The sequence below is a fragment of the Sphingopyxis sp. A083 genome, assembly GCF_001468495.1.
GTDB lineage: Bacteria > Pseudomonadota > Alphaproteobacteria > Sphingomonadales > Sphingomonadaceae > Sphingopyxis > Sphingopyxis terrae.
Window position 1 is genome coordinate 162,024 of record NZ_LNSK01000002.1, and the last position, 20,799, is coordinate 182,822.

The 20,799-nt window shown below is 66.0% G+C and carries 19 protein-coding genes and 1 tRNA gene; 13 read left to right on the top strand and 7 right to left on the bottom strand.

Features of this window, described 5'->3' with window-relative positions:
- Positions 1-126 precede the first annotated feature (126 nt).
- From ATE59_RS04960 to ATE59_RS04985, 6 genes are all read left to right on the top strand, one after another.
- Positions 127-1,305: a CaiB/BaiF CoA transferase family protein gene (locus ATE59_RS04960; RefSeq protein ID WP_082657301.1), complete on the top strand. Its 1,179-nt coding sequence runs from the start codon at positions 127-129 to the stop codon at positions 1,303-1,305.
- Between the two features lie 77 nt (positions 1,306-1,382).
- Positions 1,383-2,261 (top strand): glutathione-dependent disulfide-bond oxidoreductase, encoded by an 879-nt coding sequence (gene yghU, locus ATE59_RS04965; protein WP_003044038.1) that lies wholly within the window; start codon positions 1,383-1,385, stop codon positions 2,259-2,261.
- Positions 2,262-2,422: 161 nt separating this feature from the next.
- Positions 2,423-2,881 carry a TadE/TadG family type IV pilus assembly protein gene (locus ATE59_RS04970; protein ID WP_058811405.1) on the top strand — a complete coding sequence of 153 codons (459 nt, stop codon included), beginning with the start codon at positions 2,423-2,425 and terminating at the stop codon, positions 2,879-2,881.
- Between the two features lie 2 nt (positions 2,882-2,883).
- A complete protein-coding gene (locus ATE59_RS04975) occupies positions 2,884-4,506 on the top strand; it encodes a TadG family pilus assembly protein (RefSeq protein WP_058811406.1) in 1,623 nt (540 codons plus the stop codon).
- 94 nt (positions 4,507-4,600) lie between these two features.
- Positions 4,601-5,497 carry a PAS domain-containing protein gene (locus ATE59_RS04980; RefSeq protein ID WP_058811407.1) on the top strand — a complete coding sequence of 299 codons (897 nt, stop codon included), beginning with the start codon at positions 4,601-4,603 and terminating at the stop codon, positions 5,495-5,497.
- Positions 5,498-5,608: 111 nt separating this feature from the next.
- A complete protein-coding gene (locus ATE59_RS04985) occupies positions 5,609-6,058 on the top strand; it encodes an acyl carrier protein (protein ID WP_058811408.1) in 450 nt (149 codons plus the stop codon).
- 118 nt (positions 6,059-6,176) lie between these two features.
- Here ATE59_RS04985 and ATE59_RS04990 read toward each other — a convergent pair whose 3' ends face one another.
- Positions 6,177-6,950, bottom strand: coding sequence for a DUF1134 domain-containing protein (locus tag ATE59_RS04990; protein WP_003052374.1), 774 nt, complete (start codon positions 6,948-6,950; stop codon positions 6,177-6,179).
- 238 nt (positions 6,951-7,188) lie between these two features.
- Here ATE59_RS04990 and ATE59_RS04995 point away from each other — a divergent pair.
- The 5 genes from ATE59_RS04995 (at position 7,189) to ATE59_RS05015 (ending at position 10,408) form a co-directional block, all read left to right on the top strand.
- A tRNA-Ser gene (locus tag ATE59_RS04995) sits at positions 7,189-7,278 on the top strand.
- 141 nt (positions 7,279-7,419) lie between these two features.
- On the top strand, positions 7,420-8,061 hold the full coding sequence (locus ATE59_RS05000) for a PepSY-associated TM helix domain-containing protein (protein ID WP_058811409.1): 642 nt from the start codon (positions 7,420-7,422) through the stop codon (positions 8,059-8,061).
- 9 nt (positions 8,062-8,070) lie between these two features.
- A complete protein-coding gene (locus ATE59_RS05005; RefSeq protein WP_058811410.1) occupies positions 8,071-8,601 on the top strand; it encodes a DUF2271 domain-containing protein in 531 nt (176 codons plus the stop codon).
- A gap of 17 nt (positions 8,602-8,618) precedes the next feature.
- Positions 8,619-9,449: a DUF4198 domain-containing protein gene (locus ATE59_RS05010; RefSeq protein ID WP_058811411.1), complete on the top strand. Its 831-nt coding sequence runs from the start codon at positions 8,619-8,621 to the stop codon at positions 9,447-9,449.
- A gap of 11 nt (positions 9,450-9,460) precedes the next feature.
- On the top strand, positions 9,461-10,408 hold the full coding sequence (locus ATE59_RS05015) for an FAD:protein FMN transferase (protein ID WP_082657302.1): 948 nt from the start codon (positions 9,461-9,463) through the stop codon (positions 10,406-10,408).
- Positions 10,409-10,421: 13 nt separating this feature from the next.
- Here ATE59_RS05015 and ATE59_RS05020 read toward each other — a convergent pair whose 3' ends face one another.
- From ATE59_RS05020 to ATE59_RS05035, 4 genes are all read right to left on the bottom strand, one after another.
- A complete protein-coding gene (locus ATE59_RS05020) occupies positions 10,422-11,105 on the bottom strand; it encodes a Fe2+-dependent dioxygenase (RefSeq protein ID WP_058811412.1) in 684 nt (227 codons plus the stop codon).
- Between the two features lie 54 nt (positions 11,106-11,159).
- Positions 11,160-13,517 (bottom strand): TonB-dependent receptor, encoded by a 2,358-nt coding sequence (locus ATE59_RS05025; protein ID WP_058811413.1) that lies wholly within the window; start codon positions 13,515-13,517, stop codon positions 11,160-11,162.
- Positions 13,518-13,666: 149 nt separating this feature from the next.
- Positions 13,667-14,389, bottom strand: a complete 723-nt coding sequence (locus tag ATE59_RS05030) for an energy transducer TonB (RefSeq protein WP_231737186.1) — start codon at positions 14,387-14,389, stop codon at positions 13,667-13,669.
- Between the two features lie 45 nt (positions 14,390-14,434).
- Positions 14,435-15,301: an alpha/beta fold hydrolase gene (locus tag ATE59_RS05035; RefSeq protein WP_058811872.1), complete on the bottom strand. Its 867-nt coding sequence runs from the start codon at positions 15,299-15,301 to the stop codon at positions 14,435-14,437.
- A 118-nt stretch (positions 15,302-15,419) separates the two neighbouring features.
- Between ATE59_RS05035 and ATE59_RS05040 the strand changes: the two genes are divergently transcribed.
- A complete protein-coding gene (locus tag ATE59_RS05040; RefSeq protein ID WP_058811415.1) occupies positions 15,420-16,211 on the top strand; it encodes an SDR family oxidoreductase in 792 nt (263 codons plus the stop codon).
- A gap of 21 nt (positions 16,212-16,232) precedes the next feature.
- Here the strand turns inward: ATE59_RS05040 and ATE59_RS05045 are convergent, their stop codons facing one another.
- Positions 16,233-16,541 (bottom strand): DUF952 domain-containing protein, encoded by a 309-nt coding sequence (locus ATE59_RS05045; RefSeq protein ID WP_058811416.1) that lies wholly within the window; start codon positions 16,539-16,541, stop codon positions 16,233-16,235.
- Entirely contained in the window at positions 16,538-19,231 is a 2,694-nt protein-coding gene (gene gyrA / locus ATE59_RS05050) for a DNA gyrase subunit A (protein ID WP_231737204.1), read from the bottom strand. Before gyrA ends, ATE59_RS05045 begins: the two co-directional genes overlap by 4 nt.
- 301 nt (positions 19,232-19,532) lie before the next feature.
- Here gyrA and ATE59_RS05055 point away from each other — a divergent pair, with 301 nt between their 5' ends.
- The gene (locus ATE59_RS05055; protein ID WP_003043882.1) at positions 19,533-20,747 is read left to right on the top strand and encodes a hypothetical protein; all 1,215 of its coding nucleotides are present in this window, start codon (positions 19,533-19,535) and stop codon (positions 20,745-20,747) included.
- Positions 20,748-20,799: the final 52 nt, after the last annotated feature.

Genomic DNA, 20,799 nt, shown 5'->3' on the forward strand with positions numbered 1-20,799 from the left:
TTGTAATTATGCTGTGAGCATATGGCGCTCCCCGCAAAGCGCAAGCGGTCGCTTTCGATGAAGACGCTGGCCGCGTCGACGGACGACTGCTAGCGACAGGTGGCAATAAAAAACCGGGAGGGATTTGTGCCGCTGACGGGAATACGCGTCCTCGATTTCGGGCGCTATATTGCGGGCCCCTATTGCGCCGCCTTGCTCGCCGATTATGGCGCCGATGTCATCCGGATCGAGGCGCCCGGCGGCAATGACGACCGTTTTACCGTGCCCGTCGCCGAGGATGGATCGGGCGCGATGTTCATGCAGATGGCGCGCGGCAAGCGGAGCCTGAGCCTGAAGCCCGGAACGCCCGAAGGGCGCGAGATCGTACGCAAGTTGGTCGCCGGCGCCGATGTCGTGATCGCCAATCTGCCGCACGATGTGCTGGGCAAGCTTGCACTGGACTATGAGAGCCTGTCGGCGATAAATCCCCGCATTATCCTGGCAACCGCGTCGGCCTTCGGCAGCGAGGGGCCGCTTTCGGGGAGCGTGGGCTTCGACGCGGTGGGTCAGGCAATGTCGGGGACGGTTCACCTGACCGGAACGCCCGACCAACCCTATCGCGCACAGGTCAATTATGTCGATTTCGGTACTGCGCTGCACTGCGCCTTCGGGGTCATGGTGGCGCTGCGCGAACGCGAGCGGACGGGGCGGGGGCAGTGCGTTTCGGGATCGCTTCTCGGCACCGCTCTGGCCTTTTCGAATGCGTTGACGATCGATCATGCGATCAACGGGATCGAGCGTCAGCCGATGGGAAACCGCAGTTTCAGCTCGGCGCCCACCGATCTGTTTCGCACCCGCGACGGCTGGATCGTCACCCAGATCGTCGGCGGCGCGATCTTCGCGCGCTGGGCGGCGCTGGTCGGGCGCCCCGAACTGGTCGACGATCCGCGATACGCAAGCGACATCGATCGCGGCGATAATGGTGCCGAACTGAGCGCGATCATGCAGCGCTGGTGCATCGAACGCAGCACCGAGGCGGCGATTGCCGAGCTTGGCGCCGCGCGCGTTCCCGCCGCGCCGATCCTGAAGCCCGGCGAAGCGCTGGCGCATCCGCAGGTGGCGGCGATGGGCCTGATCGAACCGCTTGCCTATCCCGGCTCGCCGGCACCGGCGCCGGTGATCCGCGCACCGATCGGGTTGTCGGATGCGGCGAAGGCCACAGCGCGGCGCGCTCCGCAGGCGGGTGAGCATAGCGATGCGATCCTTGCGGAGCTTGGGTATGATGCCGCCAGCATTTCCGCTTTGCGCGCGCAAAGGATTATTTGATCCGCCGCGCGGTGGACGGGGTAACATCGCCTTCCTAAGTTGCGAACCACAACCGAAATCTAGTGCAGGAGCGTCCAATGGCCGACCAGAATGACTATGTGCCGCCGAAAGTGTGGAGCTGGGACAAGGAAAGCGGCGGACGTTTCGCCAACATCAACCGCCCGATCGCCGGCCCGACCCACGACAAGGATTTGCCGGTAGGCAAGCATCCGCTCCAGCTCTATTCGCTGGGTACGCCCAATGGCGTGAAGGTGACCGTCATGCTGGAGGAATTGCTCGCGGCGGGTCATTCGGGCGCCGAATATGATGCGTGGCTGATCAACATCGGTGAGGGCGACCAGTTTTCGAGCGGTTTCGTCGACGCCAATCCGAACAGCAAGATCCCGGCGCTCGTCGATCGCAGCGGCGACACGCCGATCCGGGTGTTCGAATCGGGCGCGATCCTGATCCATCTCGCCGAAAAGTTCGGGGCTTTCCTTCCCACCGACCCCGCGCAGCGCGCCGAAACGCTGTCCTGGCTGATGTGGCAGATGGGGAGCGCGCCGTTCCTGGGCGGCGGCTTCGGCCACTTCTATGCCTATGCGCCGTTCAAGCAGGAATATCCGATCAACCGCTATGCGATGGAAGTGAAGCGCCAGATGGATGTGCTCGACCGCCGTCTGGCCGACAATGAATATATCGCCGGCAGCGATTACAGCATTGCCGATATGGCGATCTGGCCTTGGTACGGCGCGCTCGCCAAGGGGTTGATCTATGACGCTGGCGAGTTCCTGCAGGTGCAGGACTACAAGAATGTCCAGCGCTGGACCGATCAGCTTGCGGCGCGTCCCGCCGTCAAGCGCGGGCGGATGGTCAATCGGGTGATGGGCGATCCGGCGAGCCAGCTTCGCGAACGCCACGACGCGTCCGATTTCGATCTGCGCACCGAAGACAAGCTGCAGGCAGCGAACGGATAATTTTGCGTATTTTGCGCGCCGGGCGCGCGGGCGATCGTTAACATTTGCCCGCGCGCCGCGCATTTCGGCGCCCGGCGCCGTATCTATAATCGGTAATTTGCGCAAAATTCCGGCACGTCGTCTTTGGGCGATGCTTGACGCGCAGCGGTCATGTTGGCCGCATGACAGGTCCATACCCCCAAAACATCGCCCGCCGCCCGACGGTCATCCGCGAGGCTCAGCGTCTGGCCCGCAGCGAGCGGGCGGCGGCGATCGTCGAAATGGCGCTGGTGCTGCCGCTGTTCCTGACGCTGCTCATCGGCATCCTGATCTACGGGCAATATTTCCTCCTCGCCCATAATGTGCAGCAGGCCGCGAACGATGGCGCGCGCGCCGCGATCGTCGGCCTCGACGCGGCCGATCGCCGGGCGGTGGCGATCCGCGCGGTCGATCGCAGCATGGCGAGCATCGGCGATTACAGCCCCGCCAACCGCACCATAGCGGTCAGCGAGACCAGCGAGGCGGTTACCGTGGCGCTGACCTACACCGTTCCTGCAGACCATTTCCTCCGCTCCTCCTTCGTTCCGGCGCCCGGCCATGTGATCGGCGCCCGCGCGACCTTCGAACTGCCGGCGGATTGACGATGCGCCGGCCCATCTCGGCAAAGCTGGCGCGCGATACGCGCGGCGGGATCAGCATCGCTTCCGCACTGGCGATGACGATGCTGATCGGCTCGGCGGCGCTCGCGGTCGACTTCGGATCGCTCTACCTCGACCGCCGCAAGCTTCAGGGCATCGCCGATGCGGCGGCGCTGGCGGCGGCGGGACGCCCCGGCGACGAACGGGCGGCGGCCGACCGGATCATCGCCGCCAACTGCAATTGCGCGATCACCATCTCGGCTTTCGAAGCCGGAACCTATACCGCCGATCCCGGCATCGCCGCCGAACAGCGCTTTGCCCCCGGCGGCTACACTCCCAACGCAATCCATGTCGTCCTCACCCGCGAGCGCCCGCTGTTCTTCGGGCGCTTCCTGACCGGGCGCGACCATAGTGTCATACATGCTAGCGCCACCGCCGCGCGGCAGGGCTATGCCGCCTTCTCGCTCGGCTCGCGCGTCGCCGCGGTGCACGGCGGTCTGCCCAATGCGCTGCTGTCGGCGCTCACGGGCAGTCAGGTCAATCTGAACCTGATGGACTATAATGCGCTCGCCGATGCCGACATCGATCTGCTCGCCTTTTCCGACGCGCTGCGCGCCGAACTCGACGCCGATGTGCTGACCTTCGGCCAGACGCTTGATACGCAGGCGACATTGCCGCAGGTGCTGGGGGCGCTCGCCAAGGCAAGCGACGGGCAGGCGGCAAAAGCGATCGGCACGCTCGCCGATGCGGCACTGCCGCGTAGCCTCCTGCCGTCGCGCGCGATCGACCTGGGGCCGCGTTCGTCGAGCATCCGGATCGACCCCGCCAATCCGGTGAAGGTCAACGCGCTCAGCATGGTGCGAACGATGCTGTTGCTCGCCAACGCCAATCGTCAGCTCGATCTTGCGACCGGCGTCACCATTCCCGGGGGTTCGGGAGTCGATGTGGCGTTGATGATCGGCGAGCCGCCGGCCAACTCGCCGCTGATCGCGGTGACCGAAAAGCAGGACGTCATCGTGCGCACTGCGCAGGTCAGGCTCAAGCTGGCGGCGAGCGTCAACACGCCGCTCGCCGCAATCGATATCCCGGTCTATACCGAATTGGGATCGGCCGAAGCGCGCATTTCGGACATCGACTGCCACCACGGCAGCGACGCGGTGACGCTGGGGATCAAGACGGCTCCCGCAACGCTGTCGATCGGCAAGGTGAACGCGAGCGATTTCCGGAACATGCAGCGCCCACTGAACCCGCAGCCGGTCAAGCTGCTCAGCCTGCCGCTCGCCAGCGTAAACGCAAAGGCCGAACTGGTGCTGTCCGATCTTTCCGAAAAGCCCGCGCGCTTCACGCGCGACGACATCGACGATGGCCGCGTCAAGACGGTCGAGAGCGGGGGATTGGTATCGGGCGCCGCCAAATCGCTCGCCGATCGGATGGATTTGTCGGTCAACATCCTCGGGATCGGACTGAACGCCAAGGCGCTGACCAGCCTTGTCGGCGACACGGTCGGGCTGGCCGCGCCCGTGCTCGACGGCGTGCTCGAAAGCGTCACCGCGACGCTGGGGCTGCATCTGGGCGAGGCGGATGCGCGGGTAAACGCGCTGCGGTGCGGCAAGGCGCGATTGGTCTGATCGCTCCGTTTCGGCGCCATTGCCGGCACGCCGCGCCGCCAGCCGCTCCGCGTTCCTCCCATAATATGCCCATGGCTTCGAAGGGGAGGCGAATTTGGCGACGGCACAGGAACCCGAACGGGTATCGGCAGCGGACTTCATCCGGGGCTTTGCAAGCTGGCGGCTCCGGTCAGCGCGGCGGCCGGTTGTGGTGACGCACCATGGAAAGGACGCGCACGTCCTGATCTCACACGACGATTACCGGCGGCTGCGCAAGCCCGCGAGCGGCGAAGCGGTCGACGCGCTGCAGGCGTCGCTTGCGAACCTTGTCGAGGCGATCCGCGATGCGGTGCTGCTGTTCGATCGCGACCGGCGCATCGTGGCGCTCAACCCCGCCGCGCGCGATTTGGTCGCCGGTGATGACCATCTGCTCGGGCGCCAATTGGTCGATATATTTCCGGGTTTCGGGGCAAGTCTGGTGGCGAGCCATGTCGCCCGGCTGATCGAATGCCGCGAGCGCTTTGCGGGCGAGGTGCCTGGCCTTTTGCATCCGCGCCAGTGGCTGCGCGTCGACCTGGTGCCGGTTCCCGCGGGCGGCGCGATGATCCTTCGCGACACAAGCGCGACATTCGAGGGGGCGGCCGAAGGCGACGCGCGCGCCGCGACGATTGCGGCGATCGAGGCGCAGGGAATGATCGGCCACGCCCGGCTTTCGGTGCGCGAGGCGATCGAGGACGCCAATTCTGCGCTGATTTCGATGGTAGGCGTCGACGCGCTGGCGATCCGGCGCGTGCGCTTTTCGGCGCTGTTGTCGATCGCGACGCGGCGCTGCTTTGCCGAAGCGCTCGAAACCGTATTCCGCACCGGCGAACCCGCGCGCGTCGATGCCGAGTTGATCAGCCGCGAAGGCGAGGCGGTGCCCGTAACCTTGTCGATCGCCGAACGGCGCGGCGCCTATGCCAGCGATGGCGCGGTGGTCGTGGCGGTACCAAGGTCGCCGCGGGCCGGGTGAGCGGTCGATAACGATCAATTCCGGTCATTCGCTCCAGACCGGCGGCGAACGGCGGTTTTGGGGTGGAAAGCTGCCATTGCCAAATGGCTATCGAATGGGCGAGCATAGGCAATGTCAATCAGCGACCACTCCTATGAAGTCATCGACCTCCTTGCTCACGAACGCGGTCTGACCCGTGACAAGTTGAACCCTTCAGACCGGCTGCTTCATGACCTTGGTATGGACGGCGACGATGCCGTGGACTTCTTCAACAGCGTGCATGAGCGGTTCGGGACGGACTTAACTCACCTCCACGAGCATTGGAGCGAACACTTCGGACCAGAGGGGTTTTCTCTCTGGAATGGACTGGTCATCATTCCTGCCGCAGTCATTGGCGGCGCAGTCGCAGGCATGACCGACCTGTCCGCATTCTGGGGATTTGTCATAGCCGTCGTTCTGCTCACGGCGGGGTTCTGGGCGATACGGCGATGGGGACCACCTGACACAACCGTCCCTATTACAGTCGCGGAAGTTGTCGCCGCTGTCGAGTCTGGGACGTGGCCCAGCCGCCCTCAACGCTAATATCCGCAATCGGTCGCTTCCAGCCATACTCCATCGCGTCGCAACGCGGCTTTCTTTCAAAGAAAAAGGCCCGCGTCCGGAGACGCGGGCCCATCGCCCTTTGGGGGTGGCGGGTGCTTCAGAAGGGCACCCAGCTCTGTTTTTTGCGGAATTTCATATAGCCGATGTTGGCGCCGAGCCGCGCGCCGACGCCGACGCGGATCGGGATCAGCACCACGTCGCCGCGGCGCAGATAGCTCGCGTTGAAGCCGCCGACGAGATAGGCGGCGCCTTCGCCCGCCGGATAGCGTTTGTAGAGATCCTCGCTGTCGAACAGATTGTAGACCAGCACGAAGGTGTTGCCCGCATTGGCGCCCGCGTCGAAGCCGATCGAGGGGCCGGTCCAGTAGACGGGGCGTTCGCCCTCGATCTTGTGGTACAGCGTGCCCGACCCATAGCGCAGCCCGATACCAAGCGCGCCGCCGGCTTCGCGGCCGACGATATAGGCGTTGGGTTCGCCCTGCTTCTTCAGAATATCCTCGATGAGGCCGGCGAGGCCCTGCGCACCCTTGCCGAAGACGCCTTCGGCAGCGCCGATCAGATCGTCTTCCTTGTAGGTTGTGGTGTCGTCGGCGGCCGCCGTCCCGGTTGCAGGCGCAGCGGTGGTCGTGCCCGTATCGGGCGAGGTGACCGAATATTGCTCGGCGCCCGTGGCAAGGTCGCTGTCGAGCGACGGGTCGCTCGTCGTCGTGGCCGGCGGGGGAGACGGCGGGGGCGCCGGATTGTTGAGGTCGGAATCGATCGCCGTATTGGGATCGACCGATGTCATCTGCGCGTGCGCCGCCGGCCCGGCGAGCATCAGCCCGATCGAGGCGACCGCCGCAACGGCAATATTGGTAAGCGCATTCCGCATATATTCCCCCAAAAATCGGCGGCTTCGGGCGCCGCAAGCCGGGTTAACCATGACTCATCCTGTCGGCGCGGCAATGAACGGGCGATGACTTGAGTCGATTTTGCGCCGGACCGAATCATTTCGACCGACCAATAGGGGAATAAGTGACAAAAAGGCCAATGTTAGGCGTTGCGGGGCGGGATCGGTCTGGCTATAGCGCCCGCTCAGGCCAACCTGCCGTTCGCGCGGCAGACCATGCGGAGACGTGGGTGAGTGGCTGAAACCAACGCTTTGCTAAAGCGTCGTACGGGGAACCGTACCGAGGGTTCGAATCCCTCCGTCTCCGCCACTTCTTCCATCCACGCATCCCGGTCATCCCGCGGCGATCGCCCGCGGCCGAGGGTGCGCGTGAAAATTCCGCCTGCTTATCTGTTGTAAATGCGAATCGTTCGCGATAGTGAAGGCCAAATTTCAAGGGCCTCTCTCCTCCATGCACGCACCGACCCCAACGCGCACGCCGACCAAGAAGAGCCGCCGCGCCTTCTGGCTCAAACAGCTTCACATGTGGCACTGGATGAGCTCGGCGATCAGCCTGATCGGGCTACTGCTGTTCGCGATAACGGGCTTCACGCTGAACCATGCCGCCGATATCGAGGGGGCACCGCGCGTTGCCGAGCGTAGCGCGCAATTGCCGGCGCCGCTGCTCGAAGCGCTGGCGGCGGCGGACCCGGCGGACGGCAAGGGGGCGCTGCCCGCACCGGTTGCGGCGTGGGTCGAGGCGAATTTTCCGGTCCGTGCGGGCGAAGCCGAATGGTCCGCCGACGAGGTTTATATGGCCGCGCCGCGTCCCGGCGGCGATGCCTGGGTCGCGATCGATCGCGCGACGGGCGCCACCACCGCGGAAATCACCGACCGCGGCTGGATTTCCTATCTCAACGACCTCCACAAAGGGCGCAATTCGGGCGGCGCGTGGAGCCTGTTCATCGACATATTCGCCTTTGCCTGCCTGGTGTTCGCGCTGACCGGGCTTGTGCTGCTTCAGCTTCATTCGGCCAAGCGCAAGAGCACCTGGCCGCTCGTCGGCGCGGGGGTGGCGATCCCCGCCGCCATCGCGATCCTCTTCATCCATTAAGGAGATGCCATGCAAACCGAGTTTCGATCCGTCCTGACCGGCGCCTCGCTCGGGCTGGGCGCGGTGCTGTCGGCCCCGGCGCTCGCCGCCGATCCGGGGACGATGGAGGTCAGCGTCATCATCCCGCAGCTCAAGGTCGCCGAATATCATCGGCCCTATGTCGCCATCTGGGTCGAGAAGGCCGGCGCGTCCGCGAAGACCGTCGCGATCTGGTACGACCATGACATGAAGAATAGCGAGGGCACCAAATGGCTGCGCGACGTGCGCCAGTGGTGGCGCGCCTCGGGCCGTTCGATGCGCTTTCCGGCCAAGGGCGTAACGGGTGCGACGCGCGCGCCAGGCACGCACAGGATCGCCTTCAGTCGCGCGCAGCTCGGCGCGCAGGCGCCCGGCGACTATGTCCTGGTGATCGAGGCCGCGCGCGAAGTCGGCGGGCGCGAGTTGCTGCGCATTCCGTTCCGCTGGCCCACCAAAGCCGGGGCCGCGGGCCGCGCGGCGGGCAAGACCGAACTCGGCACCGTTTCGATTTCCTTCCGTTGATCCAGAGAGGACCGATCATGAAGACCCGATTGCTGATCGCCGCGAGCGCCGCCCTGGCCCTGTTCGCCGCCGCCCCTGCGCAGGCGCACCGCCAGTGGATGCTGCCGTCCTCGACCGTGCTGTCGGGCGACGATGTGTGGGTGACGGTCGACGCCGCCGTTTCGAACGACCTGTTCTATTTCGAGCATCAGCCGCTGCGGCTCGACGCGGTAAAGGCATGGGCGCCCGACGGTAGCGAGGCGCCGATCGAGAATAAGGCGACGGGCCGCTATCGCAGCACCTTCGACGTGCATCTGACGCAGAAGGGAACGTGGCGCATCGCATCGGTCGCCGACATGCTGATGGGCAGCTATGATCTGGACGGCAAGACCGAACGCCTGCCGCGCGGGACGACCGCGGCCAATCTGGCCGAGCGCCTGCCCGCCGGGGCGACCAATGTGCAAACCGCGGAGGCGAACAACCGCAACGAGATTTTCGTCACGGTGGGCGAGCCGACGACGACGCTGTTCACCCCGACCGGCAAGGGCATCGAGCTGGTGCCGGTGACGCACCCCAATGATCTGTTCGCGGGCGAAACCGCGACCTTTCAGTTCCTGCTCGACGGCAAGCCCGCGGCGGGGCTGCCCGTCACGGTGATCCCGGGCGGCATCCGCTATCGCGACCAGCTGGGGCAGATCGACCTCAAGACGGGTGCCGACGGCACGGTCGCGGTCAACTGGCCCGAACCGGGCATGTACTGGCTCAACGTCACCACGCCGCAGGCGGAGCGCGAAGAGGGCGCGGGCGGCCCGCCGCCGTTTGCCCGCCGCGCCAGCTATGTGACGACGCTGGAGGTCATGGCGCCCTGACGGACCGGATATTGATTCCCCGGGCGCTGACGCCCGCCGCCTTTGCGGCGCGCCGTCCGGAGGCGTCGGTCCGCCGCTTTTCGGGGCGGACGATGGGCACCAGCTGGTCGCTGCAGGCGGTTGACGCACCGGCTTCGGCGGGCGAGGGCGTCCGGCGCGCGCTGGACCGCGTCGTGCGGCAGATGAGCCAGTGGGAAGCGCAATCGGACCTGTCGCGCCTGAACCGCGCGCCTGTGGGGGAATGGCACGCGATCCCGCCCGAATTTGCGCGCGTGATGGCTGCGGCGACCACGATTGCCGAAGCGAGCGGCGGCGCGTTCAATCCGGGGCTGGGCGTGCTGACCGAGCGATGGGGCTTCGGTGCGGGCGGGCCGGTCGCTGCGGCGCCCGACATCGCGCCGCCCGATGCGCCGCCCGACATTGCCTTTGATGCCGCGACGGCGCGCGTCCGGCGGGGGCCGGGCGCGGCGCTCGACCTGTCGGGAATCGCCAAGGGGTTCGGCGTCGATCTTGCTGCCGAGCAGCTGCTGGCGAGCGGGGTGCGGCATTTCCTGATCGAGGTCGGCGGCGAATTGCGCGGCGAGGGCGTGCAGCCCGACGGGCAGCCCTGGTGGGTCGATGTCGAGCCGCCGCCCGGCCTGTCGCTCGCGCCTTGGCGGCTGGCGCTGCACGACCTGTCGGTCGCAACCTCGGGCAATTACCGGCGCGGCTTTACCGACGGCGGCCGCCATTATTCGCACAGCTTCGATCCGCGCAGCGGGCGCCCGATCGTCAACGGCGCAGCGTCGGTGACGGTGGTGCATCGCAGCTGCATGATCGCCGACGGCTGGGCAACCGCGCTGACCATCGTCGGTCCCGAGCGCGGCATGGCACTTGCCGATGCGCAGGGCCTTGCGGCGTCGATGATCGCGGACGGCCGCGAATATGCCTCGCGTGAATGGCGCGCGATGCTGGATTAGAAACGCAAGGCGCTCAGGCGTCGGCCCATTGGCGCAGCAGATTGTGATAGACGCCGGTCAGACGGACGACCGTCGGATCGCCCTGACCCATTGCCGCGGCGGCGCCCTGAACCCCCAGATCGAGGTCGAACAACAGGTTGCGCTGCGCCTGATCGCGGATCATCGACTGGATCCACATGAAACTGGCGACGCGGACACCGCTTGTGACCGGTTCGACGCGGTGGACAGTGCTCGACGGATAGAGGATCAGGTGGCCGGCGGGAAGCTTGAGGCCGGGCGCCTCGGCCATTCCTTCGATGACCAGGCCGCCGCCTTCATAGCTGTCGGGGTCGGCCAGAAACAGCGTTGCCGACAGGTCGCTGCGGATTCGGAAATCGGTGCCGCGCCGCATCCGCACGGCATTGTCGATATGATCGCCGAACGCCTCCCCGCCCGAATAGCGGTTGAAGAAGGGGGGATAGATTTTGAGCGGCAGCGCCGCCGCCATGAACAGCGGCGAGCGGCCGAGCGCGTCGATCACCATCCGGCCCGCCTCGACCGCCGCATCGCCGAATTCGGGAAGCTGCTGGTTGCGTTTGGCCAGCGCCGCCTGCGGCCCCGACGTCTCGTTGCCGTCGATCCAGTCGGCGCGGTCGAGGATGGTGCGGAGCGCCTTGACGCCCGCGGCGTCGATCAGGTCGGGAATGATGCGGATCATGCGCGTTACTATGCCGAAAAGCCCGGGCGCGGCAATCGCCGCGCCCGGAGTCGATCAGAATTTGTAGAAGAGGCTCAGCACCGCCGAGCGTTCCTCGCCGGGCGTCGCCCAGCCGCCGGTGACGATGCCGGTCGTGCCGTTCACATTGTTGCGCACGCCGGTGTAATAATCCTCGTTGGTCAGGTTCGACACATTGAGCTGCGCCACCAGGCCGTTGCCGAAATCATAGGACACGAACGCGCGGTGGATCAGATAATCGTCGACGAAATATTGCGAGCGCTGCGCCATGTTGCGTTGGCTGGTCGCGAAGCTGCCCTGATAGGTCAGGCCATAGCCGATCTGCAGCCCGAACGGCAGCGTGTAGGTGGTGAACAGGCTGCCCGAATGTTTCGGGGTCTGGATCAGGCGGTCGCCCGCCTGCGGGTCGGGCAGGGCGGCGCTGTTGGTGCAGGTGCCGCCGCCGGGGTTGGCGAGGCAATAGTCCGACACGCTCTGCCGCACCGTTCCGTCGAGGTAGGTGTAATTGGCGAAGATCGACCAGTTGGGCGTGATCGCGCCGGTCAGGCCGAGCGCGAAGCCGTCGACGCGCGACTTGCCGTCGAGCACCTGGAGCGAGCTGGGCAGCGAGGCGTCGTTCGACGGCACGCGGTAATTGCTGCGTTCGTTGCGAAACAGCGCGGCGGTGAGCAGCAGCTTCTTGTCCATGAGCTCGGCCTTCGCCCCGATCTCGTAATTGCGGCCGGTTTCGGGCGCGACGTCGCAATTGGTGCCGCAACCGAGCCGGACCGTCGCCGACGACGGCGTCTTGCTGTTGCCGTAGGCGGCATAGAGGCTGACATTTTCGACCGGGTGGAACACCGCACCGACGCGATAGGAAAAGAGATTTTCGTCGCTGATCTGGTCGGCGCCGCGGGTATAGACCGCGCCGGTCGCGGGCGTCGTCACCGTATCGGCACGGAATTTGGCGCGTGAATTTTCATAGCGCAGCCCGGCGTTCAGTTCGAACATCGGTGAAAGCTCGAGCGTGTCGAAGGCGTAAATCGCCCAGCCGCGCGTATCGCCATAGCTGTTGCCGGTGCGGACATAATTGACCGGACCCGACCAATAGGTGTCGGGGTTCGCCAGGCTGATCGGTCCTTGCACGGGATTGGGCGTGGCGCCGCCCGCGTTGCGCAGCAATTGCGCGACCTCGATCGAATAATCCTCCTGGCTCAGCGAGCCGCCGATGACGAGCGTGTTGTGGACGCCGCCCTTGGTGCCGCTGACGATCGTGAGGTCGGTCTGGTTGTAGAGCAGTTCGTTGAGCTGATCGCGGACCAGTCCGCGCGGCCCAGCCGGGTAATAATAGCCCGCCATGTCCTGGCCGCTGGGGCAGGGGACGCCGACGGTCGCATCGGGCGTCGCGCCGATCGGCTGCAGGCCGCTGGCAAGGCAGAAGACACCCTGCGGCGCGCTCGTCTGGCTATATTGGTGGACGCGCTGCCAGCGCGTGAGGTTGCGGATCGAGACGGCGTCGCTGAACGCGTGGCGGAAGGTCGCGGTGAAGCGGTCGACCTTGGTCTTTTGTTCGTCCAGATTGACGATGCCGAAATAGGAGCTGTCGTCGACGCCCGGCAGCGGGCCGTCGTTCACGCCGCTCAGGAAATAGGGGACGCCATAGATCGGCGTGTTGTCGTCATCCTGGTGAATATAGGCGAGCGTCAGGCTGGTGTCGCTGTCGACGCCGATGGTGATCGACGGCGCGATGCCCCACCGCTGATAGGATTCGACGTCGCGGCCGGGCACGTCATTTTCATGATACATGGCGTTGAGGCGCACCGCGATCAGATCGCTGAGCCGCCAGTTGCTGTCGACCGCCGCCCGATAATAATTGTCGGTGCCGACCGCGGCCTGCACCGTGGTCGCGTCGCGCGCGAAGGGGATCTTGCTGACGAGATTGATCGTCCCGCCGACGCTGCCCGATCCGTTGAAAACCGAGTTGGCGCCGTTGTAGACTTCGATCTGCTGGAGGTTGAACGGGTCGGTGCGGCTGTATTGCGCGCTGTCGCGCACGCCGTCGACGGTGATGTCGTTGCTCGCCGAATAGCCGCGCAGGTTGATCGAGTCGCCATAGCCGCCGCCGCCTTCGCCCGCGCCGAAGGTGATGCCCGGAATCGTCGAAAGCGCGTCGCGCAGCGTCAGCAGATTCTGCTGCCTGATCTGTTCCTCCGACACCACGGTCACGGTCTGCGGCGTATCGACGATCGGTGCGGTCGATTTGGGCGTTTCCACCGCGACACCGTTGGTGCCGGTGACGATGATATTCTCCCGATAGCCGGGCGCATCCTGCGCATCGTCGGCGGTCGCGGCGAGCGCGGGCGCGCTGACGAGGCTGCCGACGCAGGAGAGAGCGAGGAAAGAGACAGGCTTCACGGTGTTACCCCCTTATGGTTGTTGTTGGGGGTCCGCTATTGAGAGTCGTTCGCAGAGTCAACAATAATGCGAATCGTTCGCGATAATGTCGTAACTTTGTCGCAGCGCGCGGCAATGATCGGGGCGTGGCTATGCCTGCGGGGCGGGGTCTAGCGCCGCGGCTCGAGCCACCAGCTCTGCCGCCAGCCATAGGGGCTGGCGACGGGTTCGCCGCGCGCATTGGTCGCTGGCCGGAAGCGGAAGCGCGTCTCGATCAGCCGACAGGTGGTCGAATCGAGCGAGGCATCGCCGCTCGATCGGCTGACCCGGCATCCGCTGACCCGGCCGCTCGCTTCGATGGTGAAGCGCACTTCGACGACGCCGCCGATATGCGCGCGGCGCGCCTCTCGGGGATAGTCATCGTCTTCGATCGTTCCGCTGCGCCAGACGGCGCGCGTGCCGCCGCCGGTACCGCTGCCTGCGCCGCCGGCCCCGGTGCCGTCGCCGCGTCCGCCAGCGCCCGATCCGGCGCCGGGCGTGGGGGTCGCGCCCGCCGATGAATCGTTGCCGCTGCCGGGCGTTGGCGCCGCCGCGACCGGAGGCGGTGCGGGCGGGACGACCAGGGGCTTGGGCGCCGCGACAGCCGCGGCCTTGGCAAAGCGGTTCGCCGCCGACGCCTTGCCGCTCGCCGCATGTGCCGGGGCGGGGGTTGCCGGTGTCGGCGGGGGTTTCGGTGCGGGGAGCGCGATGGCGCTGATCGCCTCGCCGGCCTTGCGGATCACCGCGATGTCGAGGCTGCTGACCAGCGCGGCGCCGACCAGCAGCGCAGCCAGGGCCGCACCGCCGCCTGCCAGAGCGCGCTGCCGCGCCGGAAGCTGTCCGCTATATGCCATTGCCCGGTCCCGGCGCGCGCCCATCGCGCGCCTTCGGAGGCGATATTAGAGGAAATCGTCTAGCGTGGACATGAACCGGTCGAACTGGTCATGGTGCAGCCAGTGGCCGGCGTTTTCGAACTCGATCACCTGCGCGGACTTGAAATGCGCGATCCGGCCGTCCTTCGCGGGGTTCGACGCCCAGCTGTTGGCGCCATAGAGGAGCAGCGTCGGGCAGGTGATTTCGGCCCACAGCGATGCGATTTCATCGTGCGACAGATCGAAAACCGACCAGATGTTGAGATAATTGTCGAACTTCCAGCTCCACGTTCCATCCTCGTTCCGGCTGATGCCGTGGATGGTCAGGTGACGCGCCTGTTCGGGTGTCAGATAGGCATTTTCGCCCATCATCCGCGCCAGCGCATCGTCGAGCGTCGGGTATCGGCGCGGCGAACGGCCCGCCGCCTGTCGTTTGTCGTCGATCCATTTGCGGAACCGGTCGGCGACGGGCGTCGCCGCGCGTTCGGCGATCAGCTTGGGTGACGGGCCAAGCCCCTCGATCGCGACGAGCTTGGATACGGTGTCCGGATAGAGCCCGGTGTAGCGCAATGCGACATTGCCGCCCATCGAATGCGACACGATCGTCACCGGCGACAGGTCGAGCTGGTGGATGAGCTGCGCCAGATCATAGACGAAGGCGTCCATGTCGTAATTGCCGTCGGGCGACCAGGCGCTGTCGCCATGGCCGCGCAGGTCCGGCGCGATGACATGATAGCGATCGCGCAGCTTTTCGGCGACCCAGTCCCAGTTGCGGCAATGATCGCGCCCGCCATGGACGAGCAGCAGGGGCGGCGCGTCGGCATTGCCCCAATCGACATAGTGCAGCTTCAACCGCTGCGAGATGTAGGAGTGCGACGTGGGGCCACTTGCCATCTGATCATCCTTGCTGTCTGGTTGCGTTTCAAAAGGCGACCGAATCCGATCCGTCAACCCCGCATGGGCCGGCGGCGCGAGGCGAAAGCGCTGAAACAGCGAAGGGAAGAGTGAGGCCATGACCAGTTTTCGCGACAATCTGCTCGCCGGCAAGACCGCTTTCGTCGCGGGCGGTACGAGCGGCATCAACCTCGGCATTGCCAAGCGTTTTGCCGAACTGGGCGCGCGCGTTGCCGTCGCGGGGCGTGATCCCGACAAGGCGCGCCGCGCCGCCGACGAAATCGGCCATGACGCGATCGGGCTGTCGGGCGATGTGCGCGATTATGGCGCGATTCGCGGGGTGATGGAGACGGTCGCAAACAAGTTCGGCCCGATGGACATCGTCATATCGGGCGCCGCAGGCAATTTCCTCGCGCCCGTGCTCGGCATGTCGGCCAACGCCTTTCGCACCGTGGTCGATATCGATCTCAACGGCACCTTCAACGTGTTTCGCGGCTGCCACGATTTACTCAACACGCCGGGTGCCTCGCTGATCGCGATCACCGCGGGGCAGGCGGTCAATGCCTCGGCGCTGCAGGCGCATGCCTGTGCGGCGAAGGCGGGAATCAACCAGCTCGTCCGGGTGCTGGCGCTCGAATGGGGCCCCGATGTCCGCGTCAACGGCATCTCGCCGGGACCGATCGCCGACACCGAGGGCATGAAGCGGCTCGCCCCCGACGATGCGACGCGCGAGGCGCATTATGCCCGCATCGCGATGAAGCGCTGGGGCAAGGTTTCGGAGGTCGCCGAATCGGCGGTTTTCCTCTGCTCGCCCGCCGCGAGCTATATCACCGGAACGATCCTCGACTGCGATGGCGGCAGCCAGGTGGGCGACGCATCGCGGCTCGACCTGGCGCGCGGTATGGCCTGAGGCTCGCCGCGGACGCTGCCGTCAGTCGCGGCTCTCGACCCGGATGACCGCCGTCATCGGCAACGTACCGTACAGATGCGGGAAAAGCTGCCCGCCGCGCGATTCTTCCCAGCGCACCGCCTTGCCGAGCTGCGCAAGGTCGACCTCGGCGATCACCAGCCCCTGCTGACCGGCAAAATGTTTGGCGAGCGTTTCCGCAAGCTGCTCGGCGGTCGACATGTGGATATAGCCGTCGGCATGGTCCACGGGGGCGCCGTGGAACAGGCCTTCGCGCTCGAAATCCATCCACTGGTCGGCGGTCAGCACCTTGAAGGCGGTGCCGGCGGTCATTCGCCGGCGCTGTCCGGTCCCGCGTCGGCGGCCCCATCGACCGCTTCTGCGGTTTCTGCCGCGACGTCTGCCGGATCGAGCGCTTCGTCCTCGCTATCCTCGATCAGCGCCGCCGACACGACATGTTCGTCCTTGGCAACGTCGAACAGGCGCACGCCCGCCGATCCGCGGCCGATGACGCGCAGGCTGCCGAGTCCCATGCGAATGAGCTTCGCCTGATCGGTCACCAGCATCAGTTGATGTGCCTGCGTCGCCGGGAAGCTTGCCACGACGGGGCCATTACGGCCGATATTGTCGATATTGGTGATCCCCTGGCCGCCGCGGCCGGTGCGGCGATATTCATAGGCGGAGGACAGCTTGCCATAGCCGTTGGCGCAGATCGTCAGGATGAACTGTTCGCGTGCGGCGAGCTCCTCCATCCGGTCGGCCGGCAGCGTCGGCGCGTTTTCATTGTCCTTCCACGGGGCCGCGCGCAGATAGGCTTCGCGCTCCTCGCTGCTGGTGCCGACGCGGTGGAGGATCGAGAGCGAGATCACCTCGTCGCCGTCGGCGAGGCGCATACCGCGCACGCCGGTCGAATTGCGGCTCTGGAATTCGCGTACATCGTCACCGGCGAAGCGGATCGCCTTGCCCTGCCGCGTCGCGAGCAGCACATCGTCGCTTTCGTCGAGCAGCGCGACGCCGATCAAGCGATCGTCTTCGTCATCGCCTTCGAACTTCATCGCGATCTTGCCGTTCGAGGGCACGTTGGTGAAGGCGTCCATGCTGTTGCGACGCACGCTACCCTTCGCGGTCGCGAACATGACGTGGAGCTTGCCCCATTCGCCCTCGTCCTCGGGCAAGGGGAGGACGGTCGAGATCGTCTCGCCCTGCGCGAGCGGGAGCAGGTTGATCATCGGGCGGCCGCGCGTGGCCGGCCCGCCTTCGGGCAGGCGCCATACCTTCATGCGATAGACCTTGCCCGCGGTGGAGAAGAACAGCACCGGCGTATGCGTCGAGGTGACGAACAATTCGGTGACGACATCTTCGTCCTTCGTCGCCATGCCGGCGCGGCCCTTACCGCCGCGACGCTGGGCGCGGAAGGTGTCGAGCGGGGTGCGCTTGATATAGCCGTCGAGGGTGACGGTAACGACCATCTCCTCGCGCTCGATCAGATCCTCGTCGTCGATGCCATCGGCGGCGGGGGCAACCAGCGTCTTGCGCGGGGTGGCGAATTCGTCGCGCACCGCGACCAGCTCTTCACGCATCACGCCATAGAGTTTGACGCGGTCGGCGAGGATCGAAAGCAGTTCCTCAATCTCGCTCGCCAACTCGCCGAGTTCCTTGCCGATTTCGTCGCGACCGAGCGCGGTCAGACGATGCAGGCGCAGGTCGAGAATCGCCTTCACCTGTATTTCGGAAAGACGATAGGTCGCGGTGTCCTCCATCTCGCCCTCGATCGCTTCGACGAGGCGGATATAGGGCGCGATCTCGCCGATCGGCCATTCGCGCGCGAGCAGCGCTTCGCGGGCCGCAGCGGGCGAGTTCGAGCCGCGGATGATGCGCACAACCTCGTCGAGATTACTGACCGCGACGACAAGGCCGAGCAAGATGTGCGCGCGGTCGCGCGCCTTGGCGAGTTCGAATTTGCAGCGGCGGGTGATGACCTCTTCGCGGAAGGCGATGAAGGCCGAAAGAATATCCTTCAGCCCCATCATTTCGGGGCGGCCGCCACGGATCGCGAGCATGTTCGCGGGGAAGCTCGACTGCGCCGGGGTGTGGCGCCAGAGCTGGTTCAGGACGACCTCGGCGGTGGCGTCGCGCTTCAGCTCGATAACGACGCGCACGCCCTCGCGGTTCGATTCGTCGCGAATGTCGGCGACGCCCTCGATGCGCTTGTCGCGCGCCGCCTCCGCGATCTTCTCGACGAGTCCGGACTTGCCGACCTGAAAAGGAATGGACGTCAGAACAATCGATTGGCGGTCGTTCCTGCCTTCCTCGATGATGTGCGTAGCGCGCATCATGATCGAGCCGCGGCCGGTGGCATAGGCGTTGCGTGCGCCGCCCTGGCCGAGCATCATCGCGCCGGTCGGGAAATCGGGGCCGGGGACGATCGCCATCAGTTCTTCGAGGGTGATGTCCGGGCCGCCCTCGAGCTGGCGGTCGATCATCGCGAGCGTCGCATCGACGACTTCGCCAAGGTTGTGCGGCGGGATGTTGGTCGCCATGCCGACCGCAATGCCGCCCGCGCCGTTGACGAGCAGGTTCGGGAAACGCGCCGGGAGCACCGTCGGCTCGTCGCGGCTCGCGTCATAATTGGGCTGGAAGTCGACGGTATCCTTGTCGAGGTCGTTCAGCAGCACCATCGCGGTCTTGGCAAGGCGCGCTTCGGTATAGCGCATCGACGCCGGCGGATCAGGGTCCATCGAACCAAAATTGCCCTGGCCGTCGATCAGCGGCACGCGGAGCGACCAGTCCTGCGTCATGCGGGCGAGAGCGTCATAAATCGCGCTGTCGCCGTGCGGGTGGTAGTTACCCATGACGTCGCCGACGATCTTCGCCGATTTCTTGTACGGGCGGCCGGGAATGAAGCCGCCTTCCTGCGCCGCGTAGAGGATGCGGCGATGCACCGGCTTCAACCCGTCGCGCACGTCGGGCAGCGCGCGGCTGACGATCACGCTCATCGCGTAATCGAGGTAAGACGTCTTCATTTCGTCGACGATGTTGATCGGCGAAATGCCGTCGTCGGACGGCGGCAAATGCGTATTTTCTTCGGTCAAAGCCCGGCCTTCTGTTGCGCTATCGGGAGATGCTTCGGGCCTAGCCCATGACCGGCGTCTTTGCCAGCGATTCGGTCGCTTTCGGCGCGATTTTTTCCCGGCTCGGCAAGGCTTTTGCGCGGGGCGGGAAGGATGACGTCATGACGGCGGTTCGGAAGATGATCGCTTGCCAATCGGTCCTTCGCGCCTAAAGGTCGGCGGCGATGATCTGTGCTGCAAATGGGGGGCGCCGATGGCCTTGATCGCGCTGGTCGGCGCCAGCGAAATGCTGCCCGACGGCGGACTGCGCGCGCTCGTCGCGATTGCGGGCGAGACGCTGATCGAGCGGCAGGCGGCGCGGCTTGCCGACGTCGGGGTTACGCATATCGCCGTGGCCGTCGCGGCGGTGCCGGCCGATCTGCTGGCGACATGCGACCGTATCCGCCGCCGCGGGATGAAGGTGACGCCGGTGCGCGAGGCGAGCGACCTGATGGCGCTGGTCGAGGGCGACGATCGCATCATCCTGGTCGCCGACGGTTTGCGTGCGGGCAGCGCCCATTATGCGGCGATTGCCAAGCCGGGTTCGCCGGCGATCCTCGTCACCGCCGACACGCTGCTGACGCAGGGGTTCGAACGCATCGACGCGACCCGGCGCTGGGGCGGGCTTGCCTGTATTTCGGACGCGATGGTGCGCGATCTGGCCAATATGCCCGGCGAATGGGACGTAATGCTGACGCTGCTGCGGATGGCGGTGCAGACCGGCGCGCGCCGCCTCTATTGCGAACCCGCGCTGTTTGAGCAGGGCGACATCGCGATCGTCGCCGACCGGCCGACCGCGGCGCTGATCGAGCAATCGAGCCTGCAGCAGGTCGATTATGGCGGCATGGGGCTCGGCCGCTCGGCGATCATGATGCCGTTGATCCGGCTTGCGGGGCCGCTGCTCGTGCGATCGCCGAAAACCGCGCGCTATCTGCCCTATGTCACCGCGCTGCTCTGGATCGGCGTTGCGCTGCTCGCCGCAAGCGGGCTGGCGGCGGCGGGCGCGCTGGTCGCCGTGCTTGGCGGCCTCTGCCTCGCCGCGATGCGCTTTCTCGCCTCCTTTCGCGCCCAGAGCGCGGCGCACGACCGGGTACGCGCGATCATCCGCAGTTTTGCGTGGCTGTTGCTGGCGGCTTTTCCCTGGCTGCTCTCGCTCGGCGGGGCGGCGCACGCGATGCCGCGCTTTTCGGAAGCGGCGCTTGCGCCATGCCTTGCCGCGACGATCCTGCTCGCGCGCCTGCTCTATGAAGATGCGGGCGAAAAGCGCCGCTTTCACTGGCTGCTTCCCGACGCCGATCAGGCATGGATCATGCTCGCGCCGGCGTTGGTTTTCGGCGTGGCGCCGCTGATGTTCGCGATCCTGCCGCTGTTGGCGCTGTTCCAGATTTTGCTCTGGATGCGCCTCGCGCGGCGACCGGAAGCCAAGTAGAACAAAGGCCTTCAAGGTTTAATGCCTATTAACGACATGCTGCTATCCGCGA

What these genes read in the sequence shown, in the direction of transcription:
- ATE59_RS04990 (WP_003052374.1), bottom strand. Translation starts at nt 6,950, where the DNA reads ATGCGGAATGCGCTTACCAATATTGCCGTTGCGGCGGTCGCCTCGATC.
- ATE59_RS04975 (WP_058811406.1), top strand. Translation starts at nt 2,884, where the DNA reads ATGCGCCGGCCCATCTCGGCAAAGCTGGCGCGCGATACGCGCGGCGGG.
- gyrA (WP_231737204.1), bottom strand. Translation starts at nt 19,231, where the DNA reads ATGAAGACGTCTTACCTCGATTACGCGATGAGCGTGATCGTCAGCCGC.
- ATE59_RS05030 (WP_231737186.1), bottom strand. Translation starts at nt 14,389, where the DNA reads ATGGCATATAGCGGACAGCTTCCGGCGCGGCAGCGCGCTCTGGCAGGC.
- ATE59_RS05045 (WP_058811416.1), bottom strand. Translation starts at nt 16,541, where the DNA reads ATGACCGCCGGCACCGCCTTCAAGGTGCTGACCGCCGACCAGTGGATG.
- ATE59_RS05020 (WP_058811412.1), bottom strand. Translation starts at nt 11,105, where the DNA reads ATGATCCGCATCATTCCCGACCTGATCGACGCCGCGGGCGTCAAGGCG.
- ATE59_RS04985 (WP_058811408.1), top strand. Translation starts at nt 5,609, where the DNA reads ATGTCAATCAGCGACCACTCCTATGAAGTCATCGACCTCCTTGCTCAC.
- yghU (WP_003044038.1), top strand. Translation starts at nt 1,383, where the DNA reads ATGGCCGACCAGAATGACTATGTGCCGCCGAAAGTGTGGAGCTGGGAC.
- ATE59_RS05000 (WP_058811409.1), top strand. Translation starts at nt 7,420, where the DNA reads ATGCACGCACCGACCCCAACGCGCACGCCGACCAAGAAGAGCCGCCGC.
- ATE59_RS05005 (WP_058811410.1), top strand. Translation starts at nt 8,071, where the DNA reads ATGCAAACCGAGTTTCGATCCGTCCTGACCGGCGCCTCGCTCGGGCTG.
- ATE59_RS05010 (WP_058811411.1), top strand. Translation starts at nt 8,619, where the DNA reads ATGAAGACCCGATTGCTGATCGCCGCGAGCGCCGCCCTGGCCCTGTTC.
- ATE59_RS05035 (WP_058811872.1), bottom strand. Translation starts at nt 15,301, where the DNA reads ATGGCAAGTGGCCCCACGTCGCACTCCTACATCTCGCAGCGGTTGAAG.
- ATE59_RS04970 (WP_058811405.1), top strand. Translation starts at nt 2,423, where the DNA reads ATGACAGGTCCATACCCCCAAAACATCGCCCGCCGCCCGACGGTCATC.
- ATE59_RS05055 (WP_003043882.1), top strand. Translation starts at nt 19,533, where the DNA reads ATGGCCTTGATCGCGCTGGTCGGCGCCAGCGAAATGCTGCCCGACGGC.
- ATE59_RS05040 (WP_058811415.1), top strand. Translation starts at nt 15,420, where the DNA reads ATGACCAGTTTTCGCGACAATCTGCTCGCCGGCAAGACCGCTTTCGTC.